This is a genomic window from Pseudomonas sp. S3_A09 (assembly GCF_054668065.1).
Map to the genome: position 1 here is coordinate 6,008,232 of NZ_CP162752.1, position 14,296 is coordinate 6,022,527.

General features: G+C 59.4%; 10 protein-coding genes and 1 pseudogene. 2 read left to right on the forward strand and 9 right to left on the reverse strand.

What is annotated here, in order from left to right; genetic code table 11:
• Positions 1-3 precede the first annotated feature (3 nt).
• From AB4N92_RS27870 to AB4N92_RS27910, 9 genes and pseudogenes are all read right to left on the reverse strand, one after another.
• The gene (locus AB4N92_RS27870; protein WP_106119136.1) at positions 4-1,347 is read right to left on the reverse strand and encodes a 3-oxoacyl-ACP reductase; all 1,344 of its coding nucleotides are present in this window, start codon (positions 1,345-1,347) and stop codon (positions 4-6) included.
• Positions 1,348-1,495: 148 nt separating this feature from the next.
• A complete protein-coding gene (locus AB4N92_RS27875; protein WP_236267078.1) occupies positions 1,496-4,021 on the reverse strand; it encodes an acyl-CoA dehydrogenase in 2,526 nt (841 codons plus the stop codon).
• Between the two features lie 200 nt (positions 4,022-4,221).
• Positions 4,222-5,194 (reverse strand): annotated as a pseudogene (locus tag AB4N92_RS27880) (outer membrane protein transport protein); the annotation flags it as partial.
• Between the two features lie 74 nt (positions 5,195-5,268).
• The gene (praB, locus tag AB4N92_RS27885) at positions 5,269-5,763 is read right to left on the reverse strand and encodes an alkane oxidation protein activator PraB (RefSeq protein ID WP_236267077.1); all 495 of its coding nucleotides are present in this window, start codon (positions 5,761-5,763) and stop codon (positions 5,269-5,271) included.
• Positions 5,764-6,175: 412 nt separating this feature from the next.
• Positions 6,176-7,630, reverse strand: a complete 1,455-nt coding sequence (locus tag AB4N92_RS27890) for an outer membrane protein transport protein (protein ID WP_021491572.1) — start codon at positions 7,628-7,630, stop codon at positions 6,176-6,178.
• Positions 7,631-7,760: 130 nt separating this feature from the next.
• Positions 7,761-8,255 carry an alkane oxidation protein activator PraB gene (praB, locus tag AB4N92_RS27895; RefSeq protein ID WP_021491573.1) on the reverse strand — a complete coding sequence of 165 codons (495 nt, stop codon included), beginning with the start codon at positions 8,253-8,255 and terminating at the stop codon, positions 7,761-7,763.
• Between the two features lie 132 nt (positions 8,256-8,387).
• Positions 8,388-8,882: an alkane oxidation protein activator PraA gene (praA, locus tag AB4N92_RS27900; RefSeq protein WP_010209993.1), complete on the reverse strand. Its 495-nt coding sequence runs from the start codon at positions 8,880-8,882 to the stop codon at positions 8,388-8,390.
• A 132-nt stretch (positions 8,883-9,014) separates the two neighbouring features.
• Positions 9,015-10,295, reverse strand: a complete 1,281-nt coding sequence (locus AB4N92_RS27905; protein ID WP_010209991.1) for an alkane 1-monooxygenase — start codon at positions 10,293-10,295, stop codon at positions 9,015-9,017.
• Positions 10,296-10,589: 294 nt separating this feature from the next.
• Complete coding sequence (locus tag AB4N92_RS27910; protein ID WP_029529126.1) at positions 10,590-11,588, reverse strand: alpha/beta fold hydrolase; 999 nt, start codon at positions 11,586-11,588, stop codon at positions 10,590-10,592.
• A gap of 267 nt (positions 11,589-11,855) precedes the next feature.
• Here AB4N92_RS27910 and AB4N92_RS27915 point away from each other — a divergent pair, with 267 nt between their 5' ends.
• Positions 11,856-13,394 (forward strand): flavin-containing monooxygenase, encoded by a 1,539-nt coding sequence (locus tag AB4N92_RS27915; RefSeq protein ID WP_010209985.1) that lies wholly within the window; start codon positions 11,856-11,858, stop codon positions 13,392-13,394.
• The gene (locus tag AB4N92_RS27920; RefSeq protein ID WP_010209983.1) at positions 13,391-14,281 is read left to right on the forward strand and encodes an SDR family NAD(P)-dependent oxidoreductase; all 891 of its coding nucleotides are present in this window, start codon (positions 13,391-13,393) and stop codon (positions 14,279-14,281) included. Before AB4N92_RS27915 ends, AB4N92_RS27920 begins: the two co-directional genes overlap by 4 nt.
• Positions 14,282-14,296 lie beyond the last annotated feature (15 nt).

Consider the following 14,296-nt stretch of genomic DNA (forward strand, 5'->3'; position numbering starts at 1 on the left):
GGCTCAGGCTCCTAGCAGGCTTTGGCCGCACACCCGTACGACTTGGCCGTTGACCCCGCCGGAAGCAGGATGCGCCAGCCAGGCGATGGTCTCGGCCACGTCGATGGGCTGCCCGCCCTGGGACAGCGAATTCATGCGCCGCCCGGCTTCACGGATCATCAGCGGGATCTTTGCGGTCATCTGGGTTTCGATGAACCCTGGCGCCACCGCATTCACCGTCACCTGCTGCGCCGCCGCACGCGGTGCCAGGCCCTGCACCAGGCCGATTACGCCTGCCTTGGAAGTGGCGTAATTACTTTGCCCGAGGTTGCCGGCGATGCCGGAAATCGACGAGACACAAACGATACGGCCCCCAGGCGTGAGGCCTTGGCTGTCCAACAAGGCATTGCTCAGTTGCAACGGCGCTTCAAGGTTCACCGCCAGCACGCTGCGCCAGGCGGCCTCGGTCATTTTGGCGATGGTCTTGTCTCGGGTGATCCCGGCGTTATGCACCACCACATCAAAAGCGCCGTATTGGCTGACATGGGCTTGCAGCAATGCGGCGGCGTCCGTCGCGGTGATGTCCAGGGGCAGCGCAGAACCGCCGACACTGTCCGCCGCCTGTTGCAGCGACGCCTGGGCCTGGGGCACGTCCACGCACACGACATGGGCGCCGTCCCGCGCCAACACCTGGGCAATCGCCAAACCGATGCCACGAGAAGCACCGGTGACAAGGGCGCGACGACCGGCGAAGGGTTTGTCCCAGTTGACCGTGACGTGACCGTCCACGGGCTTTTCAAGACGTACCACCTGCCCGGATACATAGGCCGACCGGCGCGACAAGAAGAAACGCAAGCTGCTGTCCAGCGCGTCTTCAGCACCGGGCGCCACGTAGATCAACTGCACGGTGATCGCCCGGCGCAGCTCCTTGGCCAGCGAGCGCACCAAGCCTTCGAGGGCGCGTTGGGCGATGGCCTGGGGCAAATCCTGACACTGTTCCGGCGCGGTGCCGAGCACCACCACGCGCCCGTGGTGGCCAAGGCGCTTGGCGTTGGCGTGAAAGAACACATACAACTCATCCAACTGTTGCAGATCGGCCACGGCGCTGGCATCAAACACGGCGCCCTGCACTTTCACCGTGGAAGGCGCCTTGAGCGTGGCCGGGGTGCCGACAACGGTATCGGTAGCCGCGAAAATCCGCCGCACCTCGGCGGCCAGGCGCCCTGCTCCGGCGACGATCACCGGATTGGCCATGCCCTGCTGGCCGCTGCGGTGACGTTGCAGTGGCAAGGGTTGCGGTAAACCAACGGCCTGGGCCAAGCGACGGCCCCAAGGGGAATTAACGAAAGTAAGGTAGCTGTCACTCATAGGTAAACCCACTGTCTTGACGTGTAAACCCGATCAATGTGGGAGCTGGCTTGCCTGCGATGGCATCACCTCGGTGTTTCTGATGCACCGAGTCGTCTGCATCGCAGGCAAGCCAGCTCCCACACTGACCGTGTACATTCAGTGCCACTCAACTGACCGAGGCGTTTTCACCTTGGGCGGTTCGGCGCTTTGGCACGGGCTCCAGCGCTTGCTTGCGCTGCTGCAATGCCTCCAGCAACCCGAAGTCCTGCGGGAAGTCGTCCACCTGGATGCCGTGATCGGCGTATTCCACGTAGCGCCCGAGCAAGGTGTCTTCGTCGTCGCTGATCAGGTCCAGCGCCCGCGCCCTGACGCGCCAGCCGGTGAAGGCCGTTGCGGAGATAGGCATCGGTTCGATCAGGCCTTGCTTGACGGCAGGTTTGAGTCGCGCGTCGATCAGCTCCACCTGCGGCAACAGACGGAAACCCAGTTCGCCGTAGGCCAGCTTGTCGATTTCCGGACGTGGGATGTAGGAGTTGGCCAGTAAGCGGTCACGGGTTTCGCCTGGTGTCTGCACCACGTCGGCCACCTGGGCCAGCAGACGGTCCGACGGTTTGCGCAGTGGGATCCCGAACGGGAATGTCAGGCCACGCACCACCGCCGCCGCAGGTTTCGACGGGTAGTTGTCGAGCACTTCCGCCAGCGCTTCATGGGCCCGCAGCAACGCATCCTGGGCCGACCAATGCACCAACGGCAGATCCGCCTGGGGACGGCCGTCGTCCTCAAAGCGCTTGAGTACGCAGGACAGGATGTACAACTGCGACAGCATATCCCCCAGGCGCCCAGTGATACTTTCCTTACGCTTGAGGGCACCGCCCAGCACGCCCATGGAAATGTCCGAGATCAGCGCGAGTACCACTGACAGGCGATTGGCCTGGCGGTAGTAGGATGCCAGTGCCGGCTCGGTCTTGGCCGGGGCAGCGATCAACCGCCCGCCTGTCAGGGAATGCACCGCTGCACGTACGGTATTGGCCAACACAAAACTCACATGGCCAAACATGGCACTGTCGAAGGCTTCCAGCGCCTTGCGCCGGTCCGGATTACGCGCAGCTTCCATCTCGCGGAACACATAGGGATGGCAGCGGATCAGGCCCTGGCCAAAGATGATCAGGCAGCGCGTCATGATGTTCGCGCCTTCCACCGTAATGGCAATGGGGCTTTGCTGGTAGGCACGGGCCAGGAAGTTGTTGGGGCCCATGCAGATGCCCTTGCCGGCGACGATATCCATGCCGTCATTGACGATGAGCCGCGCACGCTCGGTGACGTGGTACTTGGCAATGGCCGAGATCACCGACGGTTTCTCACCCGCGTCCAGGGACGCCACCGAGACCTTGCGCACCGCATCGCAGGCATACAAGTGCCCGGCCATGCGCGCCAAGGGCGCCTGCACGCCTTCGAACTTGCCGATGGGCAGGCCGAATTGTTTGCGCATCGCGGCATAGGCGGTGGTGCCGCGCACCGCCACCTTGCCCAGGCCGACGTTGGCCGATGGCAGCGAAATCGCCCGGCCGGCCGCCAGGCATTCCATCAGCATGCGCCAGCCGTTGCCGACTTGTTCACGACCTCCGATCACCCACTCAAGCGGAATGAACACGTCCTTGCCGGTGGTAGGACCGTTTTGGAATACCGCGTTCAGCGGCCAATGACGGCGGCCACTGTTGACGCCGGGATGGGACGTTGGGATCAGTGCGCACGTGATGCCGAGTGAACCGGGAGCGCCGAGCAACCCATCCGGGTCTTCTGCGCGAAACGCCAGGCCCAGCACCGTCGCAATCGGGCCCAGGGTGATGTAGCGCTTGTCCCAGGTCACACGGAAGCCCAGTACTTCCTCGCCCTCGTGGGTGCCTTTGCAGACGATGCCCAGGTCGGGAATTGCCCCTGCATCGGAGCCGGCATACGGGCTGGTCAGGGCAAAGCACGGAATGTCTTCACCCCTCGCCAGACGCGGCAGGTAGTAATTGCGCTGGGCATCGGTGCCGTAATGCAGCAGCAGTTCGGCCGGGCCGAGGGAATTGGGCACCATCACCGAAATCGCCGCCGCCGAGCAACGGGTCGACAGCTTCATCACCACCTGGGAGTGCGCGTAGTGGGAGAAGCCTTTACCGCCGTATTGCTTGGGAATGATCATGCCAAGGAACCCGGCATCCTTGGTGTACTGCCAGCCTTCGGGCGACATGTCCTGCCAGATCTGGGTGGTTTCCCAGTCGTTGGCGATGTCGCACAGGGTTTCCACTTCGTTGTCGAGGAAGGCTTGCTCTTCAGCGCTCAGGCTAGCCGGTGCCGCTTGCAGCAGGCGCTGCCAATTGGGCTTGCCGCTGAACAGCTCGGCGTCCCACCACACGGTGCCGGATTCGATGGCGGCGCGTTCAGTGTCAGACATCGCCGGCATGATCGTACGAAACAGGCCCAGGGCCCTACGGGTCAGCAAGGTGCGGCGCAAGGGTTTGATCGTCATCAGCAACGCGGGCGCCACTACCAGTATCGCCGCGACAGCGGTGCCGAAACCGGCCACCACGTTGAACAGGTAACCCGCTGCCAGCCAGATCAGGCCCGTGACCAACCATAAGGTGGCGACAGCTTGTCGATATGCCAGGGCGATCGCTGCTGCGAAACCCACCAGTAACCAGATAACCATGGAGATACCTCTACTCGATTCAGGGTACGGCCTACGTGCGCCAGGTCGGATGACATGCGGCGTAACGCCACACTACAAAATTCGAAAACTATATTCAAATTTTGTTTTGAAATATTTATTTAACGCCTGCACGAAAAAAACGGCGGCTGAATGGGCCGCCGGGTCAACCCGTCATCTAAAGGGATCACCGCCCTGAAAGGTCAGAACGTATAGGTGGCCGACAGGCTCACGACATCGCCGGAGGCATTCACTTTGCCATCCAGACTTGCCGCCCCCAGCCGGTCGACGTTCTGGGTCTTCAACTTTACCGGCTGAACGAACTGGTGGGAGTAAGCTACATCGAGGGTCAGGCCCTCGATTGCCTTCACGTCATACCCTGCACCGAGCGACAGGAAGGTCCGATCACCGTCCGGGATGCGCGGATCACGGGTCGAATTGCGCGTTGGCGTCTGGTCAATGGCCACACCTGCGCGTAAGGTCAGTTCATCGGTCGCACGGAAGTCGCCACCGAGGGCGTACATCCAGGTGTTCCTGTAGGTGTAGGGAATAGAGACGATTGTGATGTCCCCAGACCTGAGTGTCAGGTCCTTGAACGATGACCACTGCGTCCAGACCACACTCGCGCCCAGGGTGAGTCGGTCATTGAATCGGTGTACCCAATCCAGGTCTGCGGTGGCAGGAATGTCCAATTGGGTGCTGGCGTGGGCACCGTCCGGAAACAGCTCAAGCCCCGGATAGGCCACGCCCACTAGCGTACCGCTGCCGCCGAAGGGACTCGGTTGAGTCATGAGATTGTAGGAAAATTGATCGGCATGGATGTTGTACTTGCCAGTCATCTTGTTCTTGATCCTGGCGTGGTAGTTCAAGCCCAGGGAGTCGTTTTCCGTGGGTTTCCAGACCACACCGGAAAACCAGCCAACTGACACATTGTCGACCTTTACTCGCATCAGCGCGCTGCCGACGTCCGACGGAAAAGGAATGCCGCCCAGTTCAGAGTCCGACACCGCCGCCGCTGACAACACGTCGACGTTCTGGCTGACGAACCCCTTGCTGTGCTGGACAATCATCCCTCCGCCAACGGAGAACCGGTCGTTGACCTTGAACGACAAGGCTCCCGTCAAACCCACGGACTTTCGAGTCTGGGTCCCAGGTGGAGCGCATGCCCTGGGGTACGCAGTCGCAACAGACGCCTCTGTGGCGGCGCCTGTCGTTTAACGGGCGATCAGCCCCTTGCGCTCACGCCATCCTCAAGGAACAACGGTGAACGCCGGGGTTGGCTTGACGCTCAAGCTCACCACGGTGCAATTGCCTGCCAGGGGTTGATTGGTCGCCGTCAATACGCCACCGCTGTAGTTGCCAGTGATAGTCGACGCGCCACAATTGGAGCCTGGGTACAGAATCGAGCCCGCAATGGTGTATCCGACGTTGGTCACTGAACCTGCTGTTGGGCCGGTAGCCGTCATGGTCCAAGGCAAGCCCGTGATTTTGGGCAGACTGCAAAGCCCACCACCGGTAATGGCCACATCCGTGATTTTGGCAACGCCAGCGGCGTCGACGTTACCGGTGAAGGTCGCCCCGCAATTGACCGCCGCCTGGTAGGAAGATGGCGATTTCACCGAGATCGTGCCGGGCGCGGAGAAGCTGGTGTTGACAGGAGTGATGCTGTACGCATTGGCCATAGAAGCAACACCCATGCACACAGCCAGGGCAGACAACGACACCAGAGTTTTCAAGTTCATCATTATTATTCCTCATCGATAAAGGCGAGTTTTAATCGCCTGGAGTAATGGCCATGTTCAAAAAGCCCTGCGTAAACCACAGTTCTCTTGATACAGCCAAATCATCAACGCTCTGTTCGACCTACATTGTTCTTCCCTGAAACCATTGCGGTTCGGGTAGAACAAATCTCTTGCATCTGAACATGAGCTGAAATAGGAATAATCTGAGTGATGAGTAGTACCAAACCACGCAACTAAACGCGCAGCCGATCGACGCTTGAAAAAACGGGAGAGTTGCCAACAACTATTAATTTCTCACGTGGAGATAATTAGGAGACATGAACGGGTTACGCGAGCATCCCGTTAAAAAGAAACATCGAGGATAAACGCACCAAGATGCGCTTGGCGCGTTTATCCCTAATGTTGGGGCATTGAACTAGAACGCGTAGGTAGCCGAAACAGAAACAACATCACCTGAAGATTCGGCTTTGCCATTCAGGCTTGCGCCACCGAGGCGATCGACGTTTTGGGTCTTGAGCTTGACCTCTTGCACAAACTGGTGGGAATAGGCCAAGTCAACACTCAGCCCCTTGATTGCTTTCACGTCGTAGCCGGCCCCCAACGACAGGAATGTACGGTCGCCATCCGGGATTCGCGGGTCGCGAGTCGAATTGCGGGTAGGTGTCTGATCAAGGGCGACACCTGCACGCAAGGTCAGCTCATCGGTAACCCGATAGTCGCCACCGAGGGAGTACATCCAGGTGTTCTTGTAGTTGTAGGGAATGGACACAATAGTGGTGCCGCCGGAGTTAAGCGTCAGGTCCTTGAACGAGGACCACTCCGTCCAGGTCACGCTCGCTCCCAAGGTGAAACGATCGTTGAACTGGTGTACCCAGTCCAGACCCGCCGTGGCAGGAATGTCCAACTGCACGCTGGCGTGGGCGCCGTCCGGTGCCAACTCCAACCCTGGATAAGCGGTGTTCACCAACGTACCGCTACCGCCAAACGGACTCGGTTGGGTCATCAAGTTGTAGGAAAACTGATCGGCGTAAATATTGTATTTGCCGGTCATCTTGTTCTTGATCTTGGCGTGGTAATTCAAGCCAAGCGTATCTCGTTCTGTGGGCTTCCAGACCACGCCGGTAAACCAGCCCGCCGAAATATTGTCAACTTTGACACGCATCAACGCATGACCAACATCCGATGGGAAATTGATGCCACCCAGCACCGAATCGGACACTGCAGCGGCAGACAGCAAGTCGACGTTCTGGCTGACGAACCCCTTGCTGTGCTGAACGATCACCCCGCCTCCGATGGAGAACTGATCATTCACTTTGAAGGACAGGGAGCCGGTCAGCCCCACAGTTTCGATTTTGGTGTCCACTGCAAAGTCGCGCAGTTTCGAGTTCTCATCCCAGGTAGAGCGCATGCCCTGGGGCACAACTTGGCTCAAGCCGAACGCGAAGCGATCCCCGAGGGGCATGACCATGAACCCGGTTGGCAACCAGGCCGTAAACCCGCCCTGCCCACCATCATTGTTATTGACCGTAGTCGCCGTCCCATCCGGAAAACCATTGGCATCCAATGGCGTATTGGAAATGGGGTTGCCCGCATAATCAGAGGCATCGCCCTTGTACTTGATCTTGATGCGCGCGTAGTCGACCGTAAATTGCGCAACGTTGTGCTCCACAAACGCCATGGCCGCCGGGTTGTTGTACGCTGAGCTCGGGTCGTTCTTAAACAGTGAACCGCCGGCAAATGCCCGGCCCCACCCTGGCGCCCCGTAGGTCGGTGTTGAAAAACCGCCGGCCTGTGCGGGTGCCGTCGCCATAGCCCCGCCCATCAACGCCAGCCCCAGCAAAACCTGCACATGTTGTTTCTTATTATTCATGCGGCACTCCTTATTATTATCTCTGAGCCAGCCCTGCCGGTTCGTCTTGCGGCTTGCAATTCATGAACTGGCGCCCTGTCGAGGCGCCAGTTTTTCACCGGGTGATCAACCCTTTGTTCTCAGGCCTTCTTCAAGGCACGATGGTCAGTGCAGGGCTTGGGGTAACACTCAGGCTTACCACGGTGCAGCTGCCGCTCAGGGTCTGGTTGGTAGCGGTCAGCACACCACCGCTGTAGCCCACGGTGATGGTGGAAGGCCCGCAATTGGAGGCGGGATACAGAATCGAAGAGGCAATGGTGTAGCCGACGTTGGTCACTGACCCGGCAGCAGGACCGGTGGCAGTCAACGTCCAAGGCAAGCCGGTAATTTTAGGCAGCGCACACAGGCCGCCACCGGTGACGGCGACGTTGGTGATCTTGGCAACACCGGTCGCATCGACGTTCCCGGTAAAGGTGGCGCCACAGTTAACGGTGGCCTGGAAGGACGACGGTGACTTCACCGAAATGGTGCCTGGCGCGGAGAAGTTTGTGCTGACAGGACTGATGCTGTAGGCATTCGCCATCGAAGCAGCACCCATGCAAACAGTCAAAGCAGTCAACGACACGAGAGTTTTCAAGCTTTTCATTGTTTTTCCTCACATGTTATGGCGAATTCATTTCGCCAGGGGTAATGGCCATGATCGAGAGGTCACGGTGAAACTGCAGAACTTCCCTTTCCAGCCAAATCTCAATTCAATTACCGCAACAACATCCGGCGGTTATTCAACAACTTTAAAGGTCGGCGGCATCTTGATAGATACCGTCTTGATTTTGCAGTCTTCGCCGATGGGCACATTCGTGGCTTCCAACTTGCCGGTGGCGTTGTCCCATGTACCGTCGGCAGTGGATGGCCCGCACTTGCCGCCCAAACCAAAGGCATGGACATCCACGGCGATCTTCGACATGGAACCACTCTTGGTGTCTTTTGCGACGAGTACCCAAGGCAAGTTGATGGCTTCAACCCGGCTGCACTTGAGGCCGCCGTCGAATTCGACTTTGTCGACGTTTACCGATGAACCATCAGCCGCCACCTTGCCGGCCACTTTGATGGTGCAATCAGCACTGATCAGCGCGCCTTTTGAAAAACTGATGGGCCCTTGGGCGGTAAACGCACTGCCGGCGGGTTCGATACGGGCGGCCTGGGCCTGGTGATAGGCGATCAGGCCCAGCGCAGCCAATACGATATGGGTGGTGAAGGTGGCAGGTGATTGCATGATGTACGTCCTTCCCTTTAATTATTTTTGTTCGGGTCAAACAACTTTCTGGCAACTGATCTGGAAACGGGCGGGCGATAAAGACCTGCGCGGCATCCAGACCCCGAGTACGCAAACACTGTAAAGTTGAACTTAGAACGGTTTGGCGCTGTTGCTGTACTTCTCCAGATACTTCAAGCGCTGTGACGGCTGAAGATTGGTCAGGGTAATATCCCCCGCGTAATGATTCAGTACCCGGTGATCCATGCGCCGTCGCCACAAGTAAGGCACATAAGCCCAGACAATCATGCTCGCATAGCCATACGGCAGTTGCGGCGACTCATCAAAGTGACGCAACGACTGATAACTACGTGTGGGGTTGGCATGGTGATCCGAGTGCCGTTGCAACTGGAACAGAAAGATATTGGTAACAATGCGATTACTGTTCCATGAATGCCGTGGCGAACAACGCTCGTAGCGACCATTGGGCAATTTCTGACGTTTAAGGCCGTAGTGCTCTACATAATTCACCACTTCCAGCAGCGAGAAACCGTAGATGCCTTGGATGATCAGGAAAGGAATCACTGCTGCCCCCAGCCAGGCGATCATTGCGCCCCACAACACCACGCTGTACATCCAGGCGCTGAGCACGCCGTTCTGCCAGTGCCACGCCGGCAGGCCGAGCTTGCGCAGGCGTTCGCGCTCCAGATTCCAGGCCGAGCGGGCACTGAACCAGACCGAGCGTGGCAGGAAGGCCCAGAAGCTCTCCCCCAGCCGCGAACTGGCTGGGTCTTCTGGGGTTGCAACGCGTACGTGATGGCCACGGTTGTGTTCGGTGTAGAAGTGACCGTAGAACGTCGGGGCCAGGGTGACCTTGGCCAGGAACACTTCCAGCGCATTGGGTTTGTGCCCCAGTTCATGGGCGGTGTTGATCGCGATGCCAGTTGCGGCGCCGGTCGACATGGCCATGCCCAGGTAAGTGAACGCACTCACTTCGCCATGCAGTTGAGTACGTGTGGTGATGTAGCTGGCCGCATGGGACAAACCGCTCGACGGTTCCAGGCTAGCGGCAGCCTGCAACAGCCCACCCTGGATGATCCAGTCGATACCGCCAGCGGCGAGCCAACCGGTGATCACCACCGACGAGATAACAAAGAGCACGCCGGTGTAAACGATCCAGCGGTAGTAACGTTGCGATTCGAGATGGCTGACGGCGGATTCGGGCGGGTTGCTCACGTCTTCACCGAGCAAGCCATCGATCAGCGGGATCAGGCCGAAGATCACCAATACACCTACCCACCAGAGCTGCTGGACACCGGTGGTGATGGCCAAAGCGCCGGACAACAAAGGCGTGGCCAAGGGCATGATGCCCAACCACCACAGGTGACGCTTGCCGTCGGTCCAGATGCTTGGAGCTGCCAGTGTCTGATTCATGGCAGCCTCCGTTGTAGGGAGGCGGAAAACAGGTTCAGGGAGCGTTGGATGCTCCGAGCAATCAACCATGCGATAAAAGACGTTTTTTTCATTTTTATTCGCTCTTAGGCATTTCAAAAATCATTTCAAAAGAAACATTGAAATATTTTTTTAAATAAATAGCGCGGAATCGTTAGGTCGTCAACTAGTTTTTCGAGGCCTTTTTTGTGTGACCGGACAGTCTCTTTTGCAGCCGCTTGGTCAGGTCTCTAGGGCAAGCATTTCGGACGGTACAACCCGCGGTGAGTGCCACGATTATTGGCTTGTCAGGGCGAACGGAGGATGCAGGATTGCCGCGGTTTGCGCTGGCCGCGCACGCTTCGCCAGCTGTTGCACCGCCTCCACCACCCGCGCGGTGGCAGTGATCGGCAACATGTGCCCGCGCCCCTCCACCAACTGCAGCTTCAGCCCTGGGACCTTATCGGCCAGGGCCTGGCCGTGTTTGCGAAAGTCGAGGACCTTGTCCTGCGCGCCGTAGATCAGGCTGATGGGCAGCGTCAATTGCGGGTAGCGCTTGACCATCTCCGGCAGGTCGTCGTTGACCAGGGCGATCTCGCTGGACGCGGCATAGAAGTTATCGGGGCGCATGCCCAGCAGCCCGCCTCCACGGGTGGCAAAATCGTCGGGGGCGCTGTCCGGTGCGAACACGCCTTTGACCACGGCACGGCGCGTCAACAGGCCCATAGGCACCGTGAGGGTGTGAGACACCCAGCGCCGCAGCCAAGCCGGTCGCACCGCCAGTGACCAGAACACCAGCGGCAAAGTGGGTTGTGGATGGGTCAGTGGCGCCACCAACACCAACCCCGACACCGCGTGGGAATGGTCAAGGGCCAGCGCCAGGGAAATCGCCCCGCCCAGGGAATGCCCCAACACTATGGGTTTATCCAGGCCCAGCGTATTGATAAAGGCCGCCACTTGCCGCGCCTGGGCCGGCAGGTCCGCAGCGGTGCCTTTATGACGCGTGGAGTAACCCGATCCAGGACGATCGAGCGTGATAACGCGGAAGTGCTCACGTAACTGCCCGGACAGGGCATACGTCAGGTTGCGACTGCTGCCCATCAGCCCATGAATCATCAGCAGCGGTGGGCCCTTGCCCTCTTCGTAATAATGAAAGCGTTCGCCGTCCACCTCCACAAAACGCCCGCTGCCCGGAACGGCGGCTTCAATGCGCCGAGTCATCCACGCACTAAACCCCCATGAAATGGCGCTCGCGCCTATCAATACAGCCGCAGCGATAACCCATTCAACAGCCATAGCTCGGTCCTCTGCTTCCCTGCTGCTGTCGACCTGACCGGAATTGATCAAAGCCTCAGCTATCGCCCACACCCTGGACCTGAATATCGCGCCTGTCCGTCGGACAAGTCGCACATGAGGAACCTGGGACTAGCGTAGGTGATATTTTCAGGTAGATTATTTAAAATCTTTTTTAAAATAAGTAATTCAATTTTTCTTTGCAATGGTGTTCTATCTAAAAGACACAACAAGAAAAGGAGCACACCCGATGCCCATGAAGGAATGCTTATGAATGCCCAGAGCGACTCAATCGATATCGCCATCATCGGCTCCGGCTTTGCCGGCTTGTGCATGGCGATCAAGCTCAAGAAGGCCGGGTTCACCGACTTCTTTATCGCCGAGCAGGCCGACACCCTCGGCGGCACCTGGCGTGACAACCACTACCCAGGCTGCGCCTGCGATGTGCAGTCCCACGTGTATTCGTTTTCCTTCGCGCCCAACCCGGACTGGACGCGGCAGTTCGCGCCCCAGGCAGAAATCCGTGCGTACTTGGAGCAATGCGCCACGCGCTACGAGCTGGCGCCCTACTTGCGTTTCGGCATGGGCCTTGAGCGGGCGGTATTCGATGAGCAACACCAGCGCTGGCAATTGCGCTTCAGTGATGGCCGCCAGGTCAGCGCGCGGGTGCTGGTGTCGGGCATGGGCGGCCTGTCGCGTCCGGCGCTGCCGGATATCCCGGGACTCGACAGCTTCAAGGGCAAACGCTTCCACTCACAGCAGTGGGACCACGCGTACTCCTTGAAGGGCAAGCGCGTGGCGGTGATCGGCACCGGCGCCAGCGCCATTCAGTTCGTGCCGCAGATTGCGTCCCAAGTGGCTCATCTGGACCTGTTCCAGCGCACGCCACCGTGGATCATGCCCAAGCCGGACCGGGCAATCTCACCTCTCGAACGCTGGCTGTTCAAGCACCTGCCCTTCACCCAACGCCTGGTGCGTAGTGCCTTTTATTGGGCTCTGGAAGGCCGCGTGGTCGGCTTTGCCCTGCACCCACGGCTGATGAAAATGGTGCAGAAAATTGCCCTGCGCCATCTGCATAAACAAGTGGCACGCCCTTCCCTGCGCAAGACCCTGACCCCGGACTACACCATCGGCTGCAAGCGCGTGCTGATTTCCAATGACTACTACCCCGCGCTGTCGAGAAGCAATGTCGAAGTGGTCACCGACAACGTGCTGCGCATCGAAGCAGACGGGGTGATCACTGCCGACGGTATCAAGCACCCAGCCGACTGCCTGATCTTCGGCACCGGCTTCCAGGCCACTGACCCCCTGCCCCGCGACTGCATCATCGGGCGCGACGGCGTGGACCTGATGGATGCCTGGCGAGACGGCGCCCATGCCTACAAGGGCACCACGGTGCCCGGCTATCCCAACCTGTTCCTGATCGTCGGGCCCAACACCGGCCTGGGGCACAACTCGATGATCCTGATGATTGAAGCCCAGGTGACCTACATTCTCGATGCACTTGAGCAAATGCAGCGACATCGCATCGCCAGCGTGGACGTCAAACCCAGCGTGGAGAGCGCCTACAACCAACAGCTGCAAGCCAAACTCAAGCGCACCATCTGGAACACCGGCGGATGCCAAAGCTGGTACCTGGACCCGCGCACGGGCAAGAACACCACCTTGTGGCCGGGCTCGACCTGGCGCTTCAAACGCGTCACCCGCCAGTTTGCGCTCAAGGACTATGTGACCAGTCGGGTGCCGATCCATGCGCCCCACCGTCCTGTGCCTACAGCCCATTCCACTGCCGAAGGGAGCCTGTCATGAAGTCATTCAACGGCCGCGTAGCGGCCATTACCGGCGCGGCATCCGGCATGGGCCGCGCCCTGGCAATGGCCCTGGCACGGGAAGGCTGCCACCTGGCACTGGCGGACAAAAACAGCCAGGGGCTGGAACAGACGTTGGCATTGATCAAGGCCTCCACCCTGGCCCCCGTGCTGATCACCACCCAGGTGCTGGATGTGTCCGATCGCCGGGCCATGGAGGACTGGGCTGCGCGCTGCGTGGCCGAACACGGCCGGGTCAACCTGGTCTTCAACAATGCAGGGGTGGCCTTGTCGAGTACGGTGGAGGGTGTGGACTACGCCGACCTGGAATGGATTGTCGGCATCAACTTCTGGGGAGTGGTCCATGGCACCAAGGCGTTTCTGCCGTACCTGAAAGCCTCAGGAGAAGGCCATGTCGTCAACACCTCCAGCGTGTTCGGCCTGTTTGCCCAACCGGGCATGAGCGGCTACAACGCCACCAAGTTTGCCGTGCGTGGCTTTACCGAATCCCTGCGCCAAGAGCTGGACATGCAACGTTGCGGCGTATCGGCCACCTGCGTGCACCCCGGTGGGATACGCACCGATATCTGCCGCAGCAGCCGTATCGACGCCAACATGACCGGGTTCCTGATCCACAGCGAGCAGCAGGCCCGCGCCGACTTCGAAAAGCTGTTCATCACCGACCCCGACCAGGCCGCCAAGGTGATCCTGCACGGGGTGCGTAAAAACAAACGTCGCGTGCTGATCGGCCGCGACGCCTATTTCCTCGACCTGCTCGCCCGCTGTCTGCCGGCGGCCTATCAAGCCCTGGTGGTGTTCGCCAGCCAGCGCATGGCGCCGAAACCCCGCACACCGGTGCTTGAAACCAACGACGAGCCTCGTCTCTGAACAGGAGCACGCACT